The 24,827-nt window shown below is 73.2% G+C and carries 20 protein-coding genes; 15 read left to right on the top strand and 5 right to left on the bottom strand.

Going from position 1 to position 24,827, the window contains the following annotated elements; genetic code table 11:
* Window positions 1–69 precede the first annotated feature (69 nt).
* The 5 genes from ACZ5OX_RS32980 to ACZ5OX_RS33000 all read left to right on the top strand — a co-directional run bounded on the left by ACZ5OX_RS32980 (window position 70) and on the right by ACZ5OX_RS33000 (window position 5,046).
* On the top strand, window positions 70–555 hold the full coding sequence (locus ACZ5OX_RS32980; RefSeq protein ID WP_465635143.1) for a DUF1453 domain-containing protein: 486 nt from the start codon (window positions 70–72) through the stop codon (window positions 553–555).
* Window positions 556–687: 132 nt separating this feature from the next.
* Window positions 688–1,821 (top strand): sensor histidine kinase, encoded by a 1,134-nt coding sequence (locus tag ACZ5OX_RS32985; protein ID WP_465635189.1) that lies wholly within the window; start codon window positions 688–690, stop codon window positions 1,819–1,821.
* Window positions 1,818–2,513: a response regulator transcription factor gene (locus ACZ5OX_RS32990; RefSeq protein WP_465635145.1), complete on the top strand. Its 696-nt coding sequence runs from the start codon at window positions 1,818–1,820 to the stop codon at window positions 2,511–2,513. Before ACZ5OX_RS32985 ends, ACZ5OX_RS32990 begins: the two co-directional genes overlap by 4 nt.
* Window positions 2,514–2,638: 125 nt before the next feature.
* Window positions 2,639–3,265 (top strand): DUF485 domain-containing protein, encoded by a 627-nt coding sequence (locus ACZ5OX_RS32995; RefSeq protein WP_465635147.1) that lies wholly within the window; start codon window positions 2,639–2,641, stop codon window positions 3,263–3,265.
* On the top strand, window positions 3,262–5,046 hold the full coding sequence (locus tag ACZ5OX_RS33000; RefSeq protein ID WP_449793424.1) for a solute symporter family protein: 1,785 nt from the start codon (window positions 3,262–3,264) through the stop codon (window positions 5,044–5,046). The genes ACZ5OX_RS32995 and ACZ5OX_RS33000 overlap by 4 nt, the downstream gene beginning before the upstream one ends.
* A gap of 84 nt (window positions 5,047–5,130) precedes the next feature.
* Here ACZ5OX_RS33000 and ACZ5OX_RS33005 read toward each other — a convergent pair whose 3' ends face one another.
* Both ACZ5OX_RS33005 and ACZ5OX_RS33010 read right to left on the bottom strand, forming a co-directional pair.
* Window positions 5,131–5,817 (bottom strand): response regulator, encoded by a 687-nt coding sequence (locus ACZ5OX_RS33005; protein WP_465635149.1) that lies wholly within the window; start codon window positions 5,815–5,817, stop codon window positions 5,131–5,133.
* On the bottom strand, window positions 5,817–7,412 hold the full coding sequence (locus tag ACZ5OX_RS33010) for a sensor histidine kinase (protein ID WP_465635151.1): 1,596 nt from the start codon (window positions 7,410–7,412) through the stop codon (window positions 5,817–5,819). Before ACZ5OX_RS33010 ends, ACZ5OX_RS33005 begins: the two co-directional genes overlap by 1 nt.
* Before the next feature lie 249 nt (window positions 7,413–7,661).
* On the opposite strand from ACZ5OX_RS33010, the gene ACZ5OX_RS33015 reads away from it, so the two are divergent.
* The 3 genes from ACZ5OX_RS33015 to ACZ5OX_RS33025 are packed head-to-tail and all read left to right on the top strand — an operon-like array spanning window position 7,662 to window position 10,466.
* Window positions 7,662–8,471: an ABC transporter ATP-binding protein gene (locus tag ACZ5OX_RS33015; RefSeq protein WP_392883708.1), complete on the top strand. Its 810-nt coding sequence runs from the start codon at window positions 7,662–7,664 to the stop codon at window positions 8,469–8,471.
* A 28-nt stretch (window positions 8,472–8,499) separates the two neighbouring features.
* The gene (locus tag ACZ5OX_RS33020; protein ID WP_449810146.1) at window positions 8,500–9,354 is read left to right on the top strand and encodes an ABC transporter permease; all 855 of its coding nucleotides are present in this window, start codon (window positions 8,500–8,502) and stop codon (window positions 9,352–9,354) included.
* A gap of 35 nt (window positions 9,355–9,389) precedes the next feature.
* A complete protein-coding gene (locus ACZ5OX_RS33025; protein ID WP_465635154.1) occupies window positions 9,390–10,466 on the top strand; it encodes an ABC transporter substrate-binding protein in 1,077 nt (358 codons plus the stop codon).
* A gap of 67 nt (window positions 10,467–10,533) precedes the next feature.
* On the opposite strand, the gene ACZ5OX_RS33030 is transcribed toward ACZ5OX_RS33025, so the two are convergent.
* Together ACZ5OX_RS33030 and ACZ5OX_RS33035 are read right to left on the bottom strand one after the other, a co-directional pair.
* Window positions 10,534–11,436, bottom strand: coding sequence for a sucrase ferredoxin (locus ACZ5OX_RS33030; protein WP_465635156.1), 903 nt, complete (start codon window positions 11,434–11,436; stop codon window positions 10,534–10,536).
* Window positions 11,437–11,700: 264 nt separating this feature from the next.
* Window positions 11,701–14,151 (bottom strand): DNA gyrase/topoisomerase IV subunit A, encoded by a 2,451-nt coding sequence (locus tag ACZ5OX_RS33035; protein WP_465635158.1) that lies wholly within the window; start codon window positions 14,149–14,151, stop codon window positions 11,701–11,703.
* 306 nt (window positions 14,152–14,457) lie between these two features.
* On the opposite strand from ACZ5OX_RS33035, the gene ACZ5OX_RS33040 reads away from it, so the two are divergent.
* From ACZ5OX_RS33040 to ACZ5OX_RS33050, 3 genes are all read left to right on the top strand, one after another.
* Entirely contained in the window at window positions 14,458–15,792 is a 1,335-nt protein-coding gene (locus tag ACZ5OX_RS33040) for a M16 family metallopeptidase (RefSeq protein WP_449793414.1), read from the top strand.
* A gap of 20 nt (window positions 15,793–15,812) precedes the next feature.
* Window positions 15,813–17,177 (top strand): M16 family metallopeptidase, encoded by a 1,365-nt coding sequence (locus ACZ5OX_RS33045; protein ID WP_402416386.1) that lies wholly within the window; start codon window positions 15,813–15,815, stop codon window positions 17,175–17,177.
* A gap of 321 nt (window positions 17,178–17,498) precedes the next feature.
* Window positions 17,499–18,692 (top strand): RtcB family protein, encoded by a 1,194-nt coding sequence (locus ACZ5OX_RS33050; protein ID WP_465635160.1) that lies wholly within the window; start codon window positions 17,499–17,501, stop codon window positions 18,690–18,692.
* 63 nt (window positions 18,693–18,755) lie between these two features.
* On the opposite strand, the gene ACZ5OX_RS33055 is transcribed toward ACZ5OX_RS33050, so the two are convergent.
* Window positions 18,756–19,037, bottom strand: a complete 282-nt coding sequence (locus tag ACZ5OX_RS33055; RefSeq protein ID WP_359817494.1) for an HPr family phosphocarrier protein — start codon at window positions 19,035–19,037, stop codon at window positions 18,756–18,758.
* 227 nt (window positions 19,038–19,264) lie between these two features.
* On the opposite strand from ACZ5OX_RS33055, the gene ACZ5OX_RS33060 reads away from it, so the two are divergent.
* The 4 genes from ACZ5OX_RS33060 to ACZ5OX_RS33075 all read left to right on the top strand — a co-directional run bounded on the left by ACZ5OX_RS33060 (window position 19,265) and on the right by ACZ5OX_RS33075 (window position 24,778).
* Window positions 19,265–22,132, top strand: a complete 2,868-nt coding sequence (locus ACZ5OX_RS33060; protein ID WP_465635162.1) for a bifunctional acetate--CoA ligase family protein/GNAT family N-acetyltransferase — start codon at window positions 19,265–19,267, stop codon at window positions 22,130–22,132.
* A 91-nt stretch (window positions 22,133–22,223) separates the two neighbouring features.
* Window positions 22,224–22,823, top strand: coding sequence for a DUF5998 family protein (locus tag ACZ5OX_RS33065; protein ID WP_392883721.1), 600 nt, complete (start codon window positions 22,224–22,226; stop codon window positions 22,821–22,823).
* Window positions 22,824–22,872: 49 nt separating this feature from the next.
* Window positions 22,873–24,060: an alkaline phosphatase family protein gene (locus tag ACZ5OX_RS33070; RefSeq protein WP_449793410.1), complete on the top strand. Its 1,188-nt coding sequence runs from the start codon at window positions 22,873–22,875 to the stop codon at window positions 24,058–24,060.
* Window positions 24,061–24,121: 61 nt separating this feature from the next.
* On the top strand, window positions 24,122–24,778 hold the full coding sequence (locus tag ACZ5OX_RS33075; RefSeq protein WP_392883724.1) for a thymidine kinase: 657 nt from the start codon (window positions 24,122–24,124) through the stop codon (window positions 24,776–24,778).
* Window positions 24,779–24,827 lie beyond the last annotated feature (49 nt).

Here is a 24,827-nt window from a genome sequence, read left to right on the forward strand (position 1 = left end):
GCGGGAACGGGCGAATCCGTAGCGTCGGAGAGGTCAGCAACAAGCCTCTCCACGGGACGGAGTAGTCCGATGACCACCCTCACCAACCTGCTCGTGGTCGCCGCGGTGCTGGTCCTGGTCGTCCGGCGCCAGATGCGCGTGCAGCGCCTGGACTCCGAGCGCCGCTTCTGGATCCTTCCGCTGATCCTGGGCGCGCTCGCGCTGCGGGACCCGCAGATCATCGACCACCGGCACGCCGTGCTGTCCGGGGGCCTGCTGGCCGTCGGGCTGGTCGCCGTGCTCGCGATGGGCTCCGTCTGGGGCTGGACCGTACGGCTCTGGCGGGCCGCGGACGGCTCGGTCCTGCTCAAGGGCACCAAGGCCACGGTCGCCGCCTGGATCGGGATGCTCGCCATCCGACTCGGCCTGTACGGGATCGGCGGGGCGCTGCACGTCCACCAGTCCGGCAGCTCCCTGATGCTCGGCATGGCGGTCCTGCTGCTGGTCCGCTCGCTCGTGGTGAACTGGAGGGCCCGGGCGCTGGAGCCCGCGCCCCCCACGGCCCTCCTGCACTGAACCGCACCGATCCCGCCGCACCGACCCATCGCCGTGAGCACCGCCCTGAGTGCCGCCGTGAGCACCGCCCTGAGCACCGAGGAGGCAGCCGTGGCCGGCTGGTACTGGACCCGCTGGCCGTCCCGCGAGGGGATGGACCGCGAGGCCGAGAGCCGGCCGCGGCGGGCCCTGACCGTGCTGGGCCGCATCGTGCTGGTGGCCACCGTCACCTGGGGGACCCTCGCCGACGGCAGGTACGCCGGCTGGGCGGCGGTGGCCGCGACGGCCGGACTGGTCGCGGCCTTCGGGCTCTGCGCGGCCTGGCTGCGCGCCACCCGGGAGCAGCGTGCGCTGCCCGCGTACCTGCTGACCGGGGCGCTGGTCGGCGCCGCGTGGCTGGCCAACACCGGTGGGGCGAGCCTGCTCGCCGATGTGCTCTGGTACGGCCTGGCGGTGATGGCGCTGGTCCGGATGCCGCCCGCGCCCGGGCTGATCACCGCGGCGGCCACGCTGGCCTCGTACGCGGCGGTGACCACGTCGAGCTGGCTCAGCATCGCGGCCACCGTCGGCGGGATCACCCTGCTCGGCTACCTGCTGCGGCTGGACATCGAGGCGCGCGGCACCTCCCGCCGGCTGCTCGCCCAGGAGCGGGCCGCCCGGGCCGCCGAGGCGGAGAGCGCGGCGCTCGCCGAACGGGCCAGGATCGCCCGGGAGATCCACGACGTGCTCGCCCACAGCCTGTCCGCGCAGCTCGTCCACCTGGAGGCGGCCCGGCTGATGCTGGACGCCGGGACGGACCGCGAGCAGATCCGCGAACGGGTCGTCGCCGCACGGCGGATGGCGCAGGACGGGCTGGCCGAGACCCGGCAGGCGCTGTCCGCGCTGCGCGGGGAGTTCACCCCGGTCGGGGAGTTCCTGGTCGAGCTGGCAGGGCGGGAGCGTGCCGAGCTCACCGTCACCGGCACGCCCCGGCCGCTCGCCGCCGAGGCCGCCCTCGCGGTGCGGCGCACCGCGCAGGAGGCGGTGACCAACGTCCGCAAGCACGCGGCCGGCGCCCGCTGCTCCGTCCGACTGCGCTACCTGGAGGGGGCGGTGGAGCTGGAGGTGCGCAACGCCCGGCCGCCGCGCGGCCCGTCCGAGGACCGGCCGCAGCCGGGGGAGCTGGCCGACAGCGGCAGTGGGTACGGTCTGCTGGGAATGCGCGAACGCGCGGAACTGCTCGGCGGCACGCTGCTGGCGGGCCCGGAGGACGGAGGGTGGCGCGTGCTGCTGCGGGTGCCGGCATGACGGCGGCGGGGGCGACCAGGGTGCTGGTCGCGGACGACCAGACGGTGGTGCGCGAGGGCATCGTGATGCTGCTGGGGCTGCTGCCCGGCATCGAGGTGGTCGGTGCGGCGGGGGACGGGGAGGAGGCGGTCGCCCTGGTGGAGCGTCATCACCCGGACGTGGTGCTGATGGATCTGCGGATGCCGCGCTGCGACGGCGTCGAGGCGACCCGGCGGATTCGTGCCGCGCACCCGGAGACCGAGGTGGTGGTGCTCACCACCTACGCCGACGACGACTCGCTGTTCCCGGCGCTCCAGGCGGGGGCCCGCGGCTACCTCACCAAGGACGCCGGCGCCGAGGAGATCGCGAGGGCCATCGCGGACGTCCGCTCGGGCGCGGCCGGGCTCTCCCCGCAGGTACAACTCCGCCTGCTGGAAAGGCTTTCGGAGCAGCCGACCGGCTCCGGGAAGACCGCCGATCGGCCTGCGGCGCGGCTGGGGGAGCTGCCCGACGGGCTGACCGTCCGGGAGGCCGAGGTGCTGGCGCTGATCGCCGAGGGGCTGTCCAACGCCGAGATCGCCCGGAGGCTCTTCGTCAGTCCGGCGACCGTGAAGACCCACATCAACAATCTGTTCGCCAAGACGGCGGTGCGGGACCGGGCGCAGGCGGTCGCCTACGCCTTCCGACACGGAATCACCGGGACGCAGCAGTAGTCGGATGAGTGTCTGTCGGATGATCGATCACCTCATCGAGTGAACGTATCTGCGATGGTCAGGGGCGCTGTCCGGGGGCCGCCATCATGGTTCGGGTCAGAACATCCGGCCGTCCAGGAGCAGCAGTGCCACAGCAGCAGACGAGCAGTCCCGGACCGGGACAGCAATTCGACTGGTGGGCCGCTCCGGCCGCCGGCACCCCCGTTGAGTCCGCCGAGCCATCGGCCGCGCACCGCCGGACGGCGGTGCCGGCGCAGTCGGGCCCCGACCGTACGGACCACGCCCGTACGGCCCAGTCGGCGGAGGCCGTCGTCGGGTCAGTGGCCGTCGGCGCACCGGTCCACGGGGCCGCCGACGAGCCGTTCGCCCAGTCCGACCCCGACGACGGGGAGTCATCGGTCGTACCGCACGCGCCACTTGACGAGGAGCCGGTCGCCGACCGCACCGAGGTCTACCGGGCGGTCCAGGCCAGCGACACGTTCCGCGAGATCCGCCGCAGCTACCGGACCTTCGTCTTCCCGATCACCAGCGCCTTCCTCGCCTGGTACCTGCTGTTCGTCGCCGCCCAGGCCGGAGCTCCCGACCTGATGCGCAGGACGGTGGCCGGTCCGCTCAACGTGGCCTGGCTGCTGGGCCTGCTGCAGTTCGCCTCGACCTTCCTGCTCACCTGGCTCTACGCCCGCAACTCCCGGACCAAGCGCGACCGCGCCGCCCTGGGCCTGCGCTGGGACACCCAGGACCAACTGCGATGACGACCGTGATGCCCACCATGCCCACCGACGCCGCCGTGGCCGCCGTACGGACCGCGGTGCGCACCGCGGTGACGACCGCCACCCCGCCGCCCGTCGCCCCCACCGGCGACCACCACTCGCTCGCGATCGCGCTCTTCGCCGTCGTCGTCCTGGTCACCCTGGGGGTCACCCTCTGGGTCGGCCGCCAGGGCAACGCCGCCGAGGACTTCTTCGCCGGCGGCCGCGACTTCACCCCCCTGCAGAACGGCTTCGCGCTCTCCGGGGACTACCTCTCCGCCGCCTCCTTCCTGGGCGTCGCCGGGCTGATCGCGCTGTACGGCTACGACGGCGTGCTCTACAGCATCGGCTTCCTGGTCGCCTGGCTGGTGGTGCTGATGCTGGTCGCCGAACTCGTCCGCAACGCCGGCCGGTACACCCTCGCCGACGTGCTCGCGCTGCGGCTGCGCCGCCGCAGGGTGCGCGCCGCGGCCGGCGGCGCCAGCGTCGTGGTCACCCTGCTCTACCTGGTGGCCCAGATGGTCGGCGCCGGCTCGCTGGTCGCCCTGCTGCTCGGCACCGGCAGTCCGCATGCCCGCACCTGGACCATCATCGCCGTCGGCGCCCTGATGATCGTCTACGTCACCATCGGCGGGATGCGGGCCACCACCTGGATCCAGATCATCAAGGCCTTCCTGCTGACCGGCGGTTCGGTCCTGCTCACCGTGCTGCTGGTGGTCCGCTTCCACGGGGACCTCGGCGAGCTGATGCGCCAGGCCGCCCAGCACAGCGGCGCCGGGCACCGCTACCTGGAGCCCGGACTCAAGTACGGCGGTAGCCTCACCAGCCGGCTGGACTTCGTCAGCCTCGGCCTCGGCCTGGTGCTCGGCACCGCCGGCCTCCCGCACATCCTGTCCCGCTTCTACACGGTGCCCACCGCGCGGGCCGCCCGCCGCTCCACGATGTGGGCGATCGGCCTGGTCGGCAGCTTCTACCTGATGGCGATCGTGCTCGGCCTCGGCGCCACCGCGCTGATCGGCTCGGCCGAGGTGCGGCACGCCAACTCGGCCGGGAACACCGCCGTTCCGCTGCTCGCCCTGATGCTCGGCGGCGGCAACGGCAGCACCGGTGGGGTGGTGCTGTTCGCGCTGATCTCGGCGATCGCCTTCGCCACCATCCTCGCGGTGGTCGCCGGGCTGACCCTGGCCTCCTCGGCCGCCTTCGCCCACGACATCTGGGCCGGCGCCTGGCGCGCCCGGCCGGGGCGTGAGCAGACGCAGGACGGCCGCGGGCGGCGCCGCCGGGGCGAGGCCGTCCCGGCCTCCCGGGCGGCGAAGGAGTCGGAGTCCGAGGTCAGCGAACAGCAGGAGGTGGTGGTCGCCCGGATCGCCGCCGCCGGGATCGGTGCGACGGCGATCGTGATCAGCCTCTTCGCCCAGCAGCTGAACGTCGCCTTCCTGGTCGGCCTGGCCTTCGCCGTCGCCGCCTCGTCCAACCTGCCGGTGCTGCTGTACAGCCTGTTCTGGTCGCGGTTCACCGCGCGCGGAGCGGTCTGGGCGGTGTACGGCGGGCTGATCCCGGCGATCGTGCTGGTGTGCTTCTCGCCGGTGGTGTCCGGCTCCGCCGAGGCGCTGTTCCCGGGCGTCGACTTCCACTGGTTCCCGCTGGAGAACCCGGGCATCGTCTCCATCCCGCTCGGCTTCCTGGCCGGCTGGATCGGCACGGTCACCTCGTCCGAGCCCGCCGACCCGGACCGGTTCGCCGAGCTGGAGGTACGTGCCCTCACCGGTGCGGGCGCGGCCTGAGCCGTCGCGCCCGGGGAACCCCGGCGGGCCTGGGGCCGCCGGGGTTCCCCCCTGTCCGGCCCCGGGCCGGAACCGGGGCGCGCCTCAGGCCCGGGCCGCCGGCGCGTAGCGGTGCTCCGGGCGGCCGGTGTCGCCGTACCGCAGGGTCAGCCGCAGCCGGCTGTCCCGCTCCAGCTGCTTGAGGTAGCGCTGCGCCGTGGAGCGGCTCAGCCCGGTGGCCTCGGCGACCTCCTGGGCGGAGAGCGGCCGGCCGGCTCGGCGCAGCACGCCCATCACTAGGTCGGTGGTGGGCGCAGAGTGGCCCTTGGGGAGCGTTCCGGCCGGGGCGGCGGCGCTGCGCAGGGTCGCGAACAGCCGGTCCACCTCGTCCTGGCCGGCCTCCCTGGCCGGGGCGGCGAGCGCGTGCCGCAGCTGCGCGTACGCCACCAGCTTGTCCCGCAGTCCGACGAAGGTGAACGGCTTGACCAGGTACTGGAGCGCGCCGTGCTGCATCGCGGCGTGCACCGTCGACACGTCCCGGGCGGCCGTCACCATCATCACGTCGCAGGCCACCTGGCGGTCCCGAAGGCGGCGCACCAGGGCCAGGCCGGTCTCGTCGGGCAGGTGGTGGTCGAGCAGCAGCAGGTCCACCGGGCGGCGCTCCACGGCGGCCAGTGCCTCCCCGGCCGAGTGCGCGGTGCCGGTCACCCGGAAGCCCGGGACCTTCGCCACGTACGCGGCGTGCACGTCCGCGACCCGGAAGTCGTCGTCCACCACGAGTACGTCGATCATCACGCCTCCACGAGCCGAGTGGTGAGCAGGGCCTCGGGCAGCTCGACGGTGAAGCGGGCGCCGCCGAGCGGCCCGCCGTCGAGCACGATCCGGCCGCCGGTCCGTTCGACCAGCCGCCGCACCATCGCCAGCCCCAGCCCGCGCGGACGGTGCGCGGGCGCGTCCTTGCTGGTCCACCCCTCTTCGAAGACCTGCTCGCGCAGTTCCTCCGGCACCCCCGGGCCGCTGTCCGCGACCTGCAGCAGCAGGGTCGGGCCGGCCGCGGCCAGGCTCACCTCCACCCGGCCCCCGCCGCCCGCGGCCAGTGCGTCCACCGCGTTGTCGATCAGGTTGCCGAGCACCGTGACCAGTGCCCGGGCGTCCACCACGGCGTCCGGCAGGTGCGCCGCCGGGGCCAGCACCAGCCGTACCCCGCGCTCGCCCGCCACCGCGGTCTTGCCCGCCAGCAGTGCGGCCACGTGCGGGTCCTGCACCTGTTCGGCGATCCGCGCGGCGACCACCGCGTGCGAGCCGGACTGCTCCGAGATGAACGCCACCGCCTGCTCGTGGCGGCCCAGCTCCAGCAGGCCCAGCAGGGTGTGCATCCGGTTGGCGTGCTCGTGGTCCTGGGCCCGCAGGGCCTCGGTGAGGCTGCGGGTGGTGTCCAACTCGCGGACCAGCGACTCCAGTTCGGTGCGGTCGCGGAGGGTCACCACCGCGCCTCCCTCGGGCGTGGCCATCCGGTTCACCACCAGGACGCGGTCGTCCCGGACGGCCGGCAGGTCGGTGCCGGGGATCCGTCCGGCGAGCACGTCCGCCAGCCGGCCGGGTGGCAGCACCGCGCCGATCGGGCGGCCGGCGCAGTCCTCGGGCAGGCCGAGCAGCCGCAGGGCCTCGTCGTTGGCCAGCCGGATCCGGCCGCGCTCGTCCAGCGCCACCATGCCCTCGCGGATGCCGTGCAGCATCGCCTCCCGCTCCACCAGCAGCGCGGAGATGTCGGCCAGCGCGATGTTGTGGGTGCGGCGCTTGAGGCGGCGGGCCAGGAGCAGGGTGGCGATCGTCCCGGCGGCCAGGCCGGCGGCCGCGCACAGCAGGATCCCGGTGAGCATCGTCAGCAGCCGGCGGCGGATCGAGTCGTCGCTGATGCCGACCGACACCTCGCCGACGATCCGGCCGTCCGCCATCCGCAGCGGCACCTTGCCGCGGGCGGTGCGGCCCAGGGTGCCCTCCTGGATGGCGGTGACGCTGCGGCCGCTGAGGGCCGGCTCCGGGTCGGTGCTGACCCGCTGGCCGATCCGGCCCGGGTCGGTGTGCGAGAGCCGGATGCCGTCCAGGTCGGTGACCACCACGAAGCTGGCGCCGGTGGCCAGCCGGATCTGCTCGGCGTTGCGCTGCGCGGCCACCACGTCGCGGGCGGCGGCGGCCCGGGCGATGCTCTCGTCGGTGGCGGTGGCCTGGGCGATCGACAGCGCCCGCTGCATCGCGTCGTGGTCCAGCTCGCTGCTGACCGGGGCCAGGAACAGTCCGGCGGTCACGGCGGTGACCCCGACGGTGACGACGGTCTGGCTCAGCAGCAGCTGGGCGAAGACCCGGCGGGGTCCGCGGGGGAGCTTCATCCGGGCCTCCTCTCGGCGGCTGCGGGGGATCGGGCGTCCTCGGAGGGCGGTCGGGGGCGCCGGTGGGTGGGTCGGGACACCCTATGTTTCCGGGGTGTTCCTGTCAGCCGCGTCCCCGCAGTTGTAGCGGAAGCAAAACGAGCAGAACACCCCTCTATGCGGAGAAGTCGCACTACGCGAAGAAGGCTCCCGCCGGGGCCGGGCCCGCTCCTACCTTTCCGGGGCAGGCACAGACCCCGGAGGATGGACATGAGCAACACCCCGGCGATCGAGCTGACCGGCGCGACCAAACGGTTCCGCACCCCGTCCGGGGCGCTGCACACCGCCGTCCGCGATCTCGATCTGACCGTCGCCCAAGGCGAGTTCGTCGCCGTCGTCGGCCCCACCGGCTGCGGCAAGTCCACCACGCTGACCCTGGTCAGCGGCTTGGAGGAGCCCACCGAGGGCGAGGTCCGGGTGTACGGCGAGCCCGTGCGCGGGATCGACCCCAAGGTCGGCTTCGTCTTCCAGCAGGACGCCGTCTTCCCCTGGCGCACCGTCCTGTCCAACGTGACGGCCGGCCCGCGCTTCCGCGGCGTGCCCGCCGCCGAGGCCAGGGAGCGGGCCCGGGACTGGCTCGGCCGGGTCGGCCTGGCCGCGTTCGAGGACCGCTACCCGCACCAGCTGTCCGGCGGCATGCGCAAGCGCGTCGCGCTCGCCCAGACCTTCGTCAACGACCCGGCGATCCTGCTGATGGACGAGCCGTTCTCGGCGCTGGACGTGCAGACCAGGGCGCTGATGTCGGACCAGCTGCTGGAGCTGTGGGCCGGTACGGGCTCGTCCGTCGTCTTCGTCACCCACGACCTGGACGAGGCCATCGCGCTCGCCGACCGGGTCGTCGTCATGACGGCCGGCCCCGCCACCGTCAAGGAGGTCTTCACCGTCGACCTGCCCCGCCCGCGCACCGTGGAGGCCGTCCGGCTGGAGCCGAGGTTCGTCGAGCTGTACCGCGAGATCTGGGCCTCGCTCGGCGAAGAGGTGCGCATCACCAGGGAGAGAGGAGCGGGTCGTGCCGCTTGAGACCGAGTCCGCGTCCGAGTCCGCGCCCGTGCCGGCCGGCGCCGGGAAACCCACGGCCGTCACGACGAGAACCGAGGCCCGCGAACGGGCCGCCCGCCAACGGAAGTCGCTCGTCCACGGCGCCCGGGCCGCGGTGCTGCTCGCCTTCCTCGGGCTGTGGGAGGTCTGCGCCCGTACGGACGTCATCGACCCGTTCAACTTCTCCCAGCCGTCGAGGATCTGGGACCAGATATGGCAGTGGATCACCCACGGCACCGCCCAGGGCTCACTCGGCGAGCAGATCGGCTACACCCTCTACGAGGCCCTCACCGGCTGGGTGATCGGCGTCGTCGGCGGTGTGCTGCTGGGCATCGCGCTCGGCCGGATCCGCTTCCTGGCCGACGTGTTCGGGCCGTACATCAAGGTGCTCAACGCCATCCCGCGGATCGTGCTCGCGCCGATCTTCCTGATCTGGTTCGGCCTGGGCCCGGCGTCCAAGGTCGCCTCCGCGGTGGTGCTGGTGTTCTTCCCGGTGTTCTTCAACGCCTTCCAGGGCGCCCGCGAGGTGGACCGCAACCTCGTCGCCAACGCCCGCATCCTCGGCGCCGACAACCGCAAGGTCACCCTCCAGGTGGTCATCCCCGCCGCCACCACCTGGATCTTCACCAGCCTGCACGTCAGCTTCGGCTTCGCGCTGATCGGCGCCATCGTCGGCGAGTACATCGGCGCCACCAAGGGCCTCGGCCTGCTCGTCGCGGCCGCCCAGGGCACCTTCAACGCCGCGGGCGTGTACGCGGCCATGACCATCCTCGCCGTCGTCGCGCTGCTCACCGAGGGGCTGCTGACCTTCGCCGAGAAGAAACTGTTCCGCTGGAAGCCCGCCGACGCGGGCGACGGCCGCTGAACTCCCCTGCCAGAACCGAGAAAGAGGCCCCACCCATGCGCCCCAACCCGACCGGCAGATCAGCCGCGGCCGCCCTCGCCGCCCTCCTGCTCCTCCCGCTCTCCGCCTGCGCCAACGACGCTGCCACCGCCGGCCACGGAGCCGTCGCCGCCCCCGCCGGGCAGCAGGTCGACGGGCCCAAGGTCAAGATCATGGTCGGTGGCCTGGACAAGGTCATCTACCTGCCCGCGATGCTCACCCAGCGGCTCGGCTTCTTCGCCGAGGCCGGCGTCAACGTCGAGCTGATGACCGAGCCCGCCGGCGTCAACGCCACCACCGCGCTGCTCGCCGGGGACGTCCAGGGCGCCGTCGGCTTCTACGACCACACCATCGACCTCCAGGCCAAGGGCAAGAAGGTCGAGTCCGTGGTGCAGTTCGCCCAGGCGCCCGGCGAGGTCGAGGTGGTCTCCGCCAAGCAGGCCGACGCGATCAGGTCCGGCGCCGACTTCAAGGGCAGGAAGCTCGGCGTCACCAGCATCGGCTCCTCGACCGACTTCCTCACCAAGTACCTCGCGGTCAAGAACGGCACCGCCGTCAGCGAGTTCAGCCCGATCGCGGTCGGCGCCGGCCAGACCTTCATCGCCGCGCTCCAGCAGGGCAGCATCGACGCCGGGATGACCACCGACCCGACCGTCGCCGCCGTTCTGGACAAGGGCCTCGGCAAGGTCCTCTACGACATGCGCACCCCCGAGGGCTCGCGCGAGGCGCTCGGCGGCCTCTACCCGTCCTCGTCGCTGTACATGAACACCGACTGGGTGGAGAAGAACAGGGACACCACCCAGAAGCTCGCCGACGCCTTCGTGAAGACCCTGAAGTGGATGGCCACCCACAGCCCCGAGGAGATCGCCGCGAAGATGCCCGCCGACTACGCGCAGGGCGGCGCCGAACAGTACGCGGCGGCGATCAAGGCGACGCTGCCGATGTTCACCACGGACGGCGTGATGCCGGCCGACGGGCCGAAGACCGTGCTCGCCGTGCTCGCCGCGTTCCACCCGGACGTCAAGGGCAAGGAGGGGTCGATCGACCTGGCGAAGACGTACACCACGGAGTTCGTCGCCAAGGCCGCGGGTTGACACCCCGGCGGCCACGGCTCCGGCCGCGGCGGTCCCGCGCTCACCCCCACGGGCGCGGGGCCGCCCGTCACAGGCCCCGGACCGACAGCACCTCCATCCGGGACGGCGTCCCCGCCGCCTTGCCGCAACTCTCCGGACGCGCCGGCTCGCTGACCGTCTCGATCACGTCCACCTCCCAGGACCGCCCGTCCCGGTGTAGCACCGTCACCAGCCAGCGGCCCTCGCCGTCCGGCCGCTGGGTGAGCGTCAGCACGTCCACCCCCGTCTCGTCGGTGGCCAGCCGCACCGCGTGCTCGGCCGCCTGGCCCGGACGCTCCCAGCCCGAGCAGCCGCGCGACCACTCCGGCACCGTGTGTCCGGCCGCCGTCGCCGCCAGCACCTCCTTGGCGGTCTCCGGCGTCAGCCGCCCGTACGCGTAGCCGTACGGCAGCACCAGCATGGTGGGGGAGAAGCGGTGCCCGCCCAGGTGGGTGACCTCCCAGACCTCGCTGTGCCCGGCCGCGGCCAGCTCCGCCGCGAGCGGACGGCCCAGCAGTGCGCAGCAGCGGTCCCGCCGCCCGTTGGTGCACACCAGGGCCACCGGGCCACCGACGTGCTCCGCCCCGAAACCGGTGTGGTCACCGGCGCCCAGCGCCGCGAAATCGAGCTCCAGCAGCTCCGCCGGATCCGTCACCCCCGCCCGGCGCACCCAGCCGCGGCCGGGCACGGTGTGCGCCACCAGCACCTCGTGGCGCGCGGTCGGCAGGCAGTCGGCGTGCCGCCCGGGCCGTCGGATCAGGGCCACCCGCACGCCCGTCCCGGCCGCGGCCGCCTCCAGCGCCCGCCCGACCGCGGCGTCCAGGTGGCTCTCGCCCAGCGCCTTCGCGCCCCACGGTCCGTTCTGCTCCACCAGCAGCCAGGTGGTGGCCACCGCCGCCGTCGCGGCCAGCGGCTCCGAAAGTTCACGCGACACGGTCGCACAGGTGCTCACTTGGGCAAGGCTACCCTCACCTGATCACCCCCACGCGAACACCCGAGAGCGGCCTTCGCCCGCTGCGCCACCGCCTCGTGGCGGCGCGCGGAGAGGGCCGGGAGGCCGCCGGGACTCGTCCGGCAGCGGTAGGTGGACCCGGTCGGTGCCGAGCACCGGGACCTGGCGGAAGACGGGTCCGCACCCCCGGCCGGACGGGCACGACGAAGCGGAGGGGTACCGGACCACTCCGGTACCCCTCCGCCCGAGCGAGGGCGAGAGCCGCTACGCCGGGCCGGCGACCACCGCGATCGGGGTGGTGATCGGAGTGCCGGAGCCGTCGCGGCGCGGGTCACGCTCGGGCAGCTCGACCGGGGCGCCCTTGGCGGTGGCGGCACGGGCCGGGGCGGCACCGGCCCAGGCGAAGGCCAGGCCGTCCTCACCGCGCAGGAAGCGCTGGCAGCGCACACCACCGGTGGCACGGCCCTTGCGCGGGTACTGCTCGAACGGGGTGACCTTCCAGGTCGTCTGCTCGCCGCCGGACAGCGTGCCCGTGGCCGTGGCCACCGAGACCACCACCGCGTCCGCCGCCGGATCCACCGCCGTGAAGGACAGCACCCGGGCGCCGTCCGACAGCTTGATGCCCGCCATGCCGCCCGCCGGGCGGCCCTGCGGACGCACCTGGCCCGCCGGGTAGCGCAGCAGCTGGGCGTCCGAGGCGATGAAGACCAGGTCCTCCTCGCCGGTGCGCAGTTCGACCGCGCCCACCAGCTCGTCACCCTCCCTGAGGGCGATCACCTCGAACTCGTCCTTGTTCGCCGGCCACTCCGGCACCACCCGCTTCACCACGCCCTGCAGCGTGCCCAGCGCCAGCCCCGGCGAGGACTCGTCCAGCGTGGTCAGCGCCAGCACCCGCTCCCCGGCCTCCAGCCGCAGGAACTCGCCCACCGCGGCCCCGCCCGCCAGCGTCGGCGACGGCGTCGGAGGCAGTGCCGGCAGGTCGATCACCGGCAGCCGCAGCACCCGGCCCGCGGACGTCACCACACCGACGTCCGCCCGCGCCGTCGCGTGCACCGCCGACACGATCACGTCGTGCTTCGCCCGCTTCTCCGACACCTCGAACGGCTCGCCGTCCGTCGTCCGCGCCAGCAGCCCCGTCGACGACAGCAGCACCCGGCACGGGTCGTCCGCGACCTCCAGCGGCACCGCCAGCGCCGCCGACGGCACCGCCCCCGCCTCCAGCAGCACCGTGCGCCGCTCCGTGCCGAACTGCTTCGCCACCGCGCCCAGTTCGGACGACACCACACTGCGCAGCTTGGTGTCCGACTCCAGGATCTCGGTCAGTTCCGCGATCTCCGCGGTCAGCTTCGCCTTCTCCTGCTCCAGCTCCACCCGGTCGAAGCGGGTCAGCCGCCGCAGCGGGGTGTCCAGGATGTACGCCGTCTGCGTCTCCGACAGCGAGAAGCGCTCCATCAGGCGCTCCTTCGCCTGCTGCGCGTTGTCACTCGACCTGATGATCGCGATGACCTCGTCGATGTCGAGCAGCGCCGCCAGCAGGCCCTCGACCAGGTGCAGCCGCTCCTCGCGCTTGCGGCGGCGGAAGTCGCTGCGCCGGCGCACCACGGTGAAGCGGTGATCGACGTAGACCTCCAGCAGCTCCTTCAGCCCCAGTGTGAGCGGCTGCCCGTCCACCAGCGCCACGTTGTTGATGCCGAAGGTCTCCTCCATCGGCGTCAGCTTGTACAGCTGCTCCAGCAGCGCCTCCGGCACGAAGCCGTTCTTCACCTCGATGACCAGCCGCAGCCCGTGCTCGCGGTCGGTCAGGTCCTTGACGTCCGCGATGCCCTGGAGCTTCTTCGCGTTGACCAGGTCCTTGATCTTCGAGATGACCTTCTCCGGGCCGACGTTGTACGGCAGCTCGGTGACCACGATGCCCTTGCGGCGGGCCGTCACCGCCTCCACCGACGCCGTCGCCCGGATCTTGAAGGTGCCGCGGCCCGACTCGTACGCGTCCCGGATGCCCGACAGGCCCACGACCCGCCCACCGGTCGGCAGGTCCGGACCGGGCACGAACCGCATCAGCGTGTCCAGGTCCGCGTTCGGGTGCTTGATCAGGTGCCGGGCCGCGGCCACCACCTCGGACAGGTTGTGCGGCGGCATGTTCGTCGCCATGCCCACCGCGATGCCCGTGGCGCCGTTCACCAGCAGGTTCGGGAACGCGGCCGGCAGCGCCAGCGGCTCCTGCTCGCTGCCGTCGTAGTTCGGACCGAAGTCGACGGTGTCCTCGTGGATCGACTCCACCATCGCCATCGACGCGGCCGTCAGCCGCGACTCGGTGTAGCGCATCGCGGCCGGCGGGTCGTCGTTGCCCAGCGAACCGAAGTTGCCGTGCCCGTCGATCAGCGGCAGCCGCATCGAGAACGGCTGCGCCATGCGCACCACCGAGTCGTAGATGGACGCGTCACCGTGCGGGTGCAGCCGGCCCATCACCTCGCCCACCACGCGGGCGCACTTCACGTGCGCGCGGTCCGGGCGCAGGCCCATCTCGTTGGCCTGGTACAGGATGCGGCGGTGCACCGGCTTCAGGCCGTCCCGCGCGTCGGGCAGCGCACGCGAGTAGATCACCGAGTAGGCGTACTCCAGGAAGGAGCCCTGCATCTCGTCCACGACGTCGACGTCGAGGATCCGCTCCTCGAAGTCTCCGGGCGGCGGGGTCTGCGAACTGCGGCGGGCCATCGCGGCGGGGCTCCCTTACGTGTCGCTGGCTGTGTCTCGGTCCGTCTCGGCCGGCCGCCGCGCGCCGTGGGGCGAACGTCGGCCGTCTCCTCGCCGCCCCCGCAGCCGGACCCGTCAACCGGGCACCGTCGACAGGGCGCGGCGCCCCCATTGTGGACCCTCGGGCCGACACTCCCGGTCAGCGGCCCTCTTCCGCCCCTGGCGAACGCCCCCCGCGCGCGGACACGAACACGGCTCCCGCGCGTTGCACCACAATGGGGGACGCCACACGAACCCCGACATCGACGACGGGAAGGACCCGAGCGCATGGCCAACCCGGCCCCCGCCTCCAGCCGAGGCATCGCCATCACCGAGCACCGCCTGGCCAACGGCCTGCGCGTCGTCCTCTCCGAGGACCACCTCACCCCGGTCGCCGCCGTCTGCCTCTGGTACGACGTGGGCTCCCGCCACGAGGTCAAGGGCCGCACCGGCCTCGCCCACCTCTTCGAGCACCTGATGTTCCAGGGCTCGGCCAACGTCTCCAACAACGGGCACTTCGAGCTCGTCCAGGGCGCCGGCGGCTCGCTCAACGGCACCACCAGCTTCGAGCGCACCAACTACTTCGAGACCATGCCCGCCCACCAGCTGGAGCTCGCTCTCTGGCTGGAGGCCGACCGGATGGGCTCGCTGCTCGCCGCGCTCGACGAGACGTCCATGGAGAACCAGCGCGACGTCGTCAAGAACGAGCGCCGCCAGCGCTACGACAACGTCCCGTACGGCACCGCGTTCGAGAAGCTCACCGCGCTCTCCTTCCCCGACGGCCACCCGTACCACCACACCCCGATCGGCTCCATGGCCGACCTCGACGCGGCCACCCTGGAGGACGCCCGCACGTTCTTCCGGACGTACTACGCGCCCAACAACGCCGTCCTGTCCGTCGTCGGCGACATCGACCCCGAGCAGACCGTCGCCTGGGTCGAGAAGTACTTCGGCTCCATTCCCGCACACGACGGCAAGCAGCCGCCGCGCTCCGGCGAACTCCCCGAGACCATCGGCCGCGAGATCCGCGAGGAGATCCGCGAGGACGTCCCCTCGCGCGCCCTGATGGCCGCCTACCGGCTCCCGCACGACGGCACCCGCGAGGCCGACGCCGCCGACCTCGCCCTCACCATCCTCGGCAGCGGCGAGTCCAGCCGCCTCTACAACCGGCTGGTCCGCCGCGACCGCACCGCCGTCGCCGCCGGCTTCGGCCTGCTGCGCCTGGCCGGCGCCCCCAGCCTCGGCTGGCTCGACGTCAAGACCTCCGGCGATGCCACCGTCGAGCAGATCGGCACCGCCGTCGACGAGGAGCTCGCCCGCTTCGCCGCCGAGGGCCCCACCGCCGAGGAACTCGAACGCGCCCAGGCCCAGATCGAGCGCGAGTGGCTCGACCGGCTCACCACCGTCGCCGGCCGTGCCGACGAACTGTGCCGCTTCGCCGTCCTGTTCGGCGATCCGAAGCTGCTCAACGACGCCCTCCCCAAGGTCCTCGACGTCACCGCCGAGGAGGTCCAGGCCATCGCCAAGGCCCGGCTCCACCCCGACAACCGGGCCGTCCTCGTCTACGAGCCCACCGCCGCCGAGACCGACGCCGCTTCCGAAGAGGAGGGTGCCGCCGTATGAGCACCGACTACGTCCCCGCCATGACCTTCCACCCGCAGCCCCAGCCGGGCACGCCCAGCCCCTGGGACTTCCCCGCCCCCGAGCGGGCCGCCCTCGGCAACGGCATCACCGTCCTGCACTGCCACCGGCCCGGCCAGCAGCTGGTCGCCGTCGAGGTGCTGCTCGACGCCCCGCTCGCCGCCGAGCCCGACGGCCTCGACGGCATCGCCGGCATCCTCGCCCGCGCCTTCAGCGAGGGCACCGACACCCTCAGCGCCGAGGAGTTCGCCGCCGAGCTGGAGCGCGCCGGCGCCACCCTCGACGCCCACGCCGACCACCCGTGCATCCGGATCTCCCTGGAGGTCCCCGCCTCCCGGCTCCAGCGCGGCCTGTCCCTGCTGGCCGACGCCCTGCGCGCCCCCGCCCTGCCCGAGGCGGAGATCGAGCGGCTGGTCGCCAACCGCCTGGACGAGATCGTCCACGAGCAGGCCAACCCCGCCCGGCGCGCCGCCAAGGCCCTGTACGCCGAGCTGTTCGACGCCGCCGACCGGCTCTCCCGGCCCCGCGCCGGCACCGCCGACACCGTCAAGTCGATCGACCGCGCGGCCGTCAAGGCCTTCTACGACGCCCATGTGCGCCCCGCGACCAGCACCGTCGTGGTCGTCGGCGACCTCACCGGCGTCGACCTGCCCGCGCTGCTGGAGAGCACCCTCGGCACCTGGACCGCGGCGGCCGCCGAGCCGTCCGCCCACGCCCCGGTCACCGGCGACGACCGCGGCCGCGTCGTCATCGTGGACCGCCCCGGCTCCGTCCAGACCCAGCTGCTCATCGGCCGGATCGGGCCCGACCGCCACGACCCGCTCTGGGCCGCCCAGATCCTCGGCACCTACTGCCTGGGCGGCACCCTCACCTCCCGCCTCGACCGCGTCCTGCGTGAGGAGAAGGGCTACACCTACGGCGTGCGGGCCTTCGCCCAGCCGCTGCGCTCGGCCGCCGACGGCAGCGGGCGCGCGATGCTCGCCATCAGCGGCTCGGTGGACACCGCCTCCACCGCCCCGGCGCTGGCCGACACCTGGACCATCCTGCGCACCCTCGCCGCCGAGGGCCTCACCGACGCCGAGCGCGACGAGGCCGTGCAGTTCCTGGTCGGCGTCGCCCCGCTGAAGTACGAGACCGCGGGCTCGGTCGCCGGCACCCTGGCCGACCAGGTCGAGCAGTACCTGCCGGACGACTACCAGGCGGAGGTCTACCGGCAGCTCGCCGAACTGCCCACCGCCGCCGCCACCGAGGCTGTCGTCGCGGCCTTCCCGCCGGACCGCCTCGTCACCGTCCTGGTCGGCGACGCCGCCGTGATCGCCGACGACGTGCGGGCGCTCGGCATCGGCGAGGTCACCGTCGTCAGCTGATCCGTCCGTCGGATCCCCGTCCGGCCCGGTGGAGCACCCGCTCCGCCGGGCCGGACGCGTTGTTAAATCCGTTGCGGGCCGCCCCCGTTCCGTGGATAGATGTTCCCCGGCGCACAGCACGTGCGAACCGGCGACGAAGGAAGGGAGGCGGTCACCATGCGGGTCGAGCGAGTCATACGACGCTCCCCACGGCCGTATTCCCCCTGTCCCGTCGCCCTGGGCCGCTGAGCCCCACCCCCTGAACTTCCCCGAGCCGCGCCGGGATTCCACGCGCGGCAGCATCCTCACGTGAACTTCCCGACCTCTGGAGGTCGTTCGACCATGACGTACACCGAGGTGCCCGGCGTCCGGGTGCCGATCCGGATGTGGACCGACCCGGCGACGGTCGAGGGCCAGGCCCTGCAGCAGCTGCGCAACATCAGCTCCCTGCCCTGGCTGCACGGCCTCGCCGTGATGCCCGACGTCCACCTGGGCAAGGGCGCCACCGTCGGCTCCGTCATCGCCATGAAGGACGCGGTCTGCCCGGCGGCCGTCGGCGTCGACATCGGCTGCGGCATGAGCGCGGTGAAGACCTCGCTCACCGCCGAGGACCTCCCGGACGACCTCTCCGGCCTGCGCCGCGAGATCGAGCGGGCCATCCCGGTCGGCCGCGGCCTGCACACCGACCCGGTCGACCCGGCGAAGCTGCAGGGCTTCCGCGCGACGGGCTGGGACGACTTCTGGCGGCGCTTCGACGGCATCGCGGAGGACGTCAGGTGGCGCCGCGAGCGGGCGATGCAGCAGATGGCCACGCTCGGCGGAGGAAATCACTTCATAGAACTGTGTATCGATACGACTGATGCGGTCTGGCTGATGCTCCACTCCGGTTCCCGCAACATCGGCAAGGAGCTGGCCGAGCACCACATGAGCACCGCCCGCTCGCTGCCGCACAACCAGGGCCTGATCGACCAGGACCTGGCCGTCTTCCTCGCGAAGACCCCGGAGATGGCGGCCTACCGCCAGGACCTCTTCTGGGCGCAGGAGTACGCGAAGCACAACCGCGCGGTGATGATGGCGCTGTTCCAGGACGTCGTCCGGCGGGAGTTCCCCAAGGCGGAGGTCGCCTTCGACGACGTGATCAGCTGCCACCACAACTACGTGTCGGAGGAGCGGTACGACGGCGTCGACCTGCTGGTGACCCGCAAGGGCGCGATCCGGGCCGGCTCCGGGGACCTCGGGATCATCCCGGGCTCGATGGGGACGGGTTCCTACATCGTCCGCGGCCTGGGCAACGCGGCGTCGTTCAACTCCGCCTCGCACGGCGCCGGCCGCAAGATGAGCCGCAACGCGGCGAAGAAGCGGTTCACCACCCAGGACCTGGTCGAGCAGACCAAGGGCGTGGAGTGCCGCAAGGACGGCGGCGTGGTGGACGAGATCCCGGGTGCCTACAAGAACATCGAGAAGGTCATCGAGCAGCAGAAGGACCTCGTCGAGGTGGTCGCGCACCTCAAGCAGGTCGTCTGCGTGAAGGGCTGACCGAAAGCCGATCGGGGTGCCGCCACACTGTGGCGGCACCCCGATCGGGTGGGTGTCGCGAGCTCAGACCGCGGCGGGGAGCTCGTCGAGGCCCTCGGAGACCAGCTTGGCGAGGCGGTCGAGGGCGTCGTCGGCGTTCTCGGCGTCGGAGGCGAGGATGACCTCGTCGCCGCCCTGGGCGCCCAGGCCGAGGAGGCCGAGCATGGAGGCGGCGTTGACCGGGTTGCCGCCCGGCTTGGCGATGGTGATCGGCACGCCGGTGGCCGTGACGGCCCGGACGAAGACGGAGGCGGGACGGGCGTGCAGGCCCTCGGCCCAACCGATGGTGACGCGGCGCTCAGCCATGAGACGTGCCTTTCCGGTGAAGCTGGTCACGGCCGTGCTCGGGGGAGCGGGGGAAGCGGCCATGTTGTCTAGACCAGTGTTGCACGCAGGTGGCCCCTGGGAACCGCTGCGTTCAGGAGTTGTGATTGTTTCTTTTCGGGGCATAAAACCCGGTCGATGGTCCTGTCCACCCTGCCGTGGGCACGCGTCCGGCGCCATCCGGCTCATTGCCGGATAACCTGACGAATGTGGAAGACCCCGCGGTGGCGAACCCCGAGCAACCCGACTACCCGCAGCACTGGGAAGCGGACATCCTGCTGCGCGACGGAGGCACGGCCCGGATCCGTCCGATCACGCCCGACGACGCCGGACGGCTCGTGGAGTTCTACGAGCAGGTGTCGGACCAGTCCAAGTACTTCCGGTTCTTCGCCCCCTACCCGCGGCTCTCCGACAAGGACGTCCGCCGCTTCACCCACCACGACTTCGTGAACCGGGTCGGCCTCGCGGTGGTGGTCCGGGACCGCTTCATCGCCACCGTCCGCTACGACCGGATCGACGCCGAGGGCCGCCCCTCCGACACCGGCACCGACGCCGAGGTGGCCTTCCTGGTGCAGGACGCCCACCAGGGCCGCGGCGTGGCCTCCGCCCTGCTGGAGCACATCGCGGCGGTCGCGCAGGAGCGCGGCATCCGCCGCTTCCAGGCCGAAGTGCTGCCGGAGAACCGGAAGATGGTGAAGGTCTTCACCGACGCCGGCTACACCCAGCACCGCAGCTTCGCCGACGGCGTGGTGCACCTGGAGTTCGACCTCGAACAGACCGACCGCTCGCTCGCCGTGATGCGCGCCCGCGAGCACCGCGCCGAGGCACGTTCGGTGCAGCGGCTGCTCACCCCGCGCTCGGTGGCGGTGATCGGGGTCTCCCGCACCCCGCAGACCGTCGGCCGCGCCATCCTGCGCGACCTGCTGGGCGACGACGCCCGGGCCGACCGCCCGGTGTACGCGGTGAACCGCAACGCCGTACCCGGCACCGAGCTGGACGGCGTCCCGGTCCACCGTTCGATTCTGGACATTCCCGGGCCGGTGGACCTCGCGGTGATCGCCGTCCCCGAGGGCGCCGTCCCGGCCGCCGTCGCCGACTGCGGCGCCCACGGGGTGCAGGGCCTGGTGGTGGTCACCGCCGGCTACGCGGAGACCGGCCCGGAGGGCCGGGACCGCCAGCGCGCGCTGGTCCGCCAGGCCCGCGCGGCCGGCATGCGGGTGATCGGCCCGAACGCCTTCGGCCTGATCAACACCGACCCGCAGCGCCCGCTGAACGCCTCGCTCGCCCCACGGCTGCCCGGCCGCGGCGGCTTCGGGATCTTCTGCCAGTCCGGCGCGATCGGTGTGGCCCTGCTGGAGGCCGCCCACAAGCGCGGCCTCGGCGTCTCCTCCTTCGCGTCGGTCGGCAACCGCGCCGACGTCTCCGGCAACGACTTCCTCCAGTACTGGGCCGAGGACGAGGCCACCCAGGTGGTGCTGCTGTACCTGGAGTCCTTCGGCAACCCGCGCAAGTTCACCCGGATCGCCCGCCGCCTCGCCGCCGTCAAGCCGGTCGTGGTGGTCAAGGGCGCCCGGCACACCGGCAGCCTGCCGCCCGGCCACGCCGTCCCCGCCACCGCCACCGGTCTGCGCGACGCCACCGTGGACGCGCTGTTCGAACAGGCCGGCGTCACCCGGGTGTCGACCATCACCGAGCTGTACGACACCGGCGAGCTGCTGGCCCAGCAACCGCTGCCGCCGGGCAACCGGGTCGCGGTGGTCGGCAATTCCGACTCGCTCGGCCTGCTCACCTACGACGCCCTGCTGAGCGCCGGCCTGCGCCCGCGCACGCCCGTCGACCTCACCACCGCCGCGACCGGCGAGAACTTCCGGATCGCCCTGGACGTCGCCCTCGCCGACCCGGCCGTGGACGCGGTGATCGCCGTCGCCATCCCGCCGATCGGCACCTCCGCCCACGCCTTCATGGGCGGCCGGCTGACCGGCGAGGACGACCCCGCGATGGGCTCGGACGACCCGGAGATCGCCGCGGCCCTCCTCGACGCCGGCCACCGCGCCCGGGAGCTGGGCAAGCCGCTGCTGCTCACCCACCTGGCGCTGACCGACCTGCCGGCCCGGTTGCGCCCCGGCGGCATCCCCGCGTACGCGGCGCCCGAACGGGCTGTGCACGCCCTCGCCCACGCCGTGCACTACGCGCAGTGGCGCCGCCGTACGGCCGAGGCGGAGGAGACGGCACGCGTCCCGGAGCTGGACCGGATCGACGAGCCCGGCGCCCGCCGGCTGGTGGAGGCGGCGCTGAGCACCCGGGCCGCCGCCCGCCCGTCGCCCACCACCACCCTTGCCCGAGGCGCTACGCGCCGCACCGTCCTGCTGCGCGCCCAGCCCGGCGGCGCCCGGATCACCCTGTCCGAGGCCGAGGCGCAGGAACTGCTGGCCCGCTACGGGATCGACGTCTCGCCGGTGCTGCCGGCCCCGGACGAGGAGGCCGCCGTCAGGGCCGCCGGGACGCTCGGCTACCCGGTGGCGCTGAAGGCGACCGCCCCGCACCTGCGCCACCGCCCCGACCTGGGCAGCGTCCGGCTGGACCTGACCGGCGAGGCGGGCCTGCGCCGCGCCCACCGCGAGCTGGACGCGCTGCTCGGCGGCGCCGCGCCGGCCGACCTGGTGGTCCAGCGGATGGCACCGCGCGGGGTGGACACCGTGATCGCCGCCACGGTGGACCCGGCGGTCGGCGCGATCCTGTCCTTCGGTCTGGCGGGCGCCCCGGCCGAACTGCTGGGCGACACCGCGCACCGGCTGGTTCCGGCCACCGACCAGGACGTCGCCGGGCTGATCCGGGAGGTCCGGGCCGCGCCGCTGCTGTTCGGCTGGCGCGGCGCCGAGGCGGTGGACACCGACGCGCTGGAGGAGCTGCTGCTGCGGGTGTCGCAGCTGGTGGACGACGTGCCGGAGATCGCCTCGGTGGATCTCGAACCGGTGGTCGTGGCCCCGCACGGACTGGCGATCCTGGGGGCGCGGGTGCGGGTCGCACCACTGCCGGTCCGCAGCGATCTGGGTCCGCGCGCCATGAGCACGCTGTAACCTTCCTTGGTTGCGCCCTGCCCGGGCGCTGTTGTCCGAAGCTCGGCGCCGTGCCGCCCGCTTCGTCGGCGGACCATGCCAGGATGGAGATATGGCGAAGACCGGTACCACCACCACTCAGGACCTGCGCTCGGCGATCGAGCGCAGCGGCTACTACCCGGCCCTGGTGTCCGAGGCGGTCGAGTCCGCGGTGGGCCCGGAGCCGATCAGCTCCTACCTGGTGCACCAGGAGACGACCTTCGACGCCAACGAGGTGCGTCGGCACGTGACGGTGCTGGTGCTCACCCCGACCCGGTTCGTGGTGAGCCACACCGACGAGCAGTCCGGCGCCGAGGGCAGCCCGGCGGTGCCGTTCGCGACGACGTCGACGGAGAGCGTCCGACTGGACCGGATCGGCTCGGTCGTGGTGAGCCGGATGGTGGCCAACCCGGAGACGTACACCCCGGGCACCCTGCCGCGCGAGGTGGTGCTGACGATCGGCTGGGGCGCGGTGCAGCGCCTGGACCTGGAGCCGGCCGGCTGCTCGGACCCGAACTGCGAGGCGGACCACGGCTACACCGGCTCCGCCACGGCCGACGACCTCTCGCTGCGGGTGAGCGAGGCCGGTGACGGCCCGGAGACGGTGGCCCAGGCGCTGGTGTTCGCCCGGGCGCTGTCCGACGCGACGATCAACAACGGCCCGCGGGTCTGATCGCCGCCGTCTGATCGCCGCCGTTTCCGCCCGCTACGAATCCGGTTCCATGTCCTTCGTTCCTGCCGACGGCTTCGACGCCTTCGAGATCCTCGACCCGGCCACGGCCCCCGCGCCCCCGTACGGCAGCGGCTCGCTCTGCGACCTGCTGCCCTCGGTGGCGGCGGGGCTCGGCGTTCCCGGGTTCACCGCGACGCTCCCGATCGCCCCGGCGGACCGGGTGGTGGTGTTCCTGGTGGACGGCCTGGGCTGGGAGCTGCTGCTGCGCCACCCCGAGTACGCGCCGTTCCTGTCCTCGCTCGCCGGGAGTTCGCTGGGGGGCAGCGGCCGTCCGCTGACCGCGGGCTTCCCGTCCACCACGGCGACCTCGCTGGCCTCGGTCGGCACGGGTACGCCGCCGGGCCTGCACGGCCTGGCCGGGTACACCGTGGCGGTGCCGGGCGCCGGCTACCTGATGAACCAGCTCCGCTGGCAGCCGCCGACCGACCCGCACGCCTGGCAGCCGTACCCGACGGTCTTCGAGCGCACCCACGAGGCCGGGGTGGCGACGGCGCAGGTCTCGTCCCCGCTGTTCGCGCAGACCCCGCTGACCAGGGTGGCGCTGTCCGGCGGCACCTTCATGGGCCGCACCACGGGCGAGGAGCGGATGGACCAGGCGGCCGCCTGGCTGGCCGAGCACGACCGGGCGCTGGTGTACACCTACGTCAGCGAGCTGGACGGCGCGGGCCACCGCTTCGGGGTGGACTCGGACGAGTGGCGGATGACGCTGGACGCGGTGGACCGGCTGGCCCGCCGGCTGGCCGAGCAGCTGCCGCCGCGCTCGGCGATGTACGTGACGGCCGACCACGGCATGATCGACATCGCGCCGGAGGACCGGATCGACTTCGACGAGGACTGGGAGCTGGGCGCCGGTGTCGCCCTGCTCGGCGGCGAGGGCCGGGCCCGGCACGTGTACGCGGTGCCGGGGGCGGCGGCCGACGTGCACACGGTCTGGAGCGAGGTGCTGGGCGACCGGATGTGGGTGGCCACCCGGGACCAGGCGATCGCGGCGGGCTGGTTCGGCCCGGTGGTGGACGACCGGGTGTACGCCCGGATCGGCGACGTGGTCGCCGCGGCGCGCGACGACATCGCGATCGTCGCCTCCCGCAACGAGCCCGGCGAGTCCGCGATGATCGGTCTGCACGGTTCGATGACTCCGGTCGAGCAGTTCGTGCCGCTGCTCGAAATCCGCGGCTGATCCGCTCACTTGACTCTTCTGTGCCCGAACTCCCCTGATTTGAAAGGCCCTTGCTCCACCCATGGCTGAACTGGTGTTCTTCTCGGGCACGATGGACTGCGGCAAGTCGACGCTGGCGCTGCAGATGGACCACAACCACACCGCGCGCGGCCGGCAGGGCGTGATCCTCACCCGCAACGACCGGGCGGGCGCGGCGACGATCTCCAGCCGGCTGGGCCTGCGCGCGGACGCGGTCGAGGTGACGGACGACTTCGACTTCCACGCCCACGTGGTGCACCGGCTCTCGGCCGGCGGCCGGGTGGACTACCTGATCTGCGACGAGGCCCAGTTCTTCGCCGCCGAGCAGGTCGACCAGCTGGCCCGGGTGGTGGACGAACTGGACATCGACGTCTACACCTTCGGCATCACCACGGACTTCCGCACCCGGCTGTTCCCCGGCTCGCAGCGGCTGATCGAGCTGGCCGACCGGGTGGAGGTGCTCCAGGTCGAGGCGCTGTGCTGGTGCGGCGCGCGGGCCACCCACAACGCCCGGACGGTCGGCGGGGTGATGGTGGTCGAGGGCGCCCAGGTGGTGATCGGCGACATCTCGGTGGCCCGGGACGAGGTCGGTTACGAGGTGCTGTGCCGCCGCCACCACCGCCGCCGGCTGACCGCCGCGACGGCGCGCGCCTCGGTGCTCTCCCCGGACGTGCTGCCCTTCGAGGAGCAGCAGGCCTGAGTCCACCGCGGGCCCGGGATCCGAAGCCGTCCCGGGGCCAGCCGAAGCC

This window comes from Kitasatospora sp. NPDC032121 (assembly GCF_055580145.1).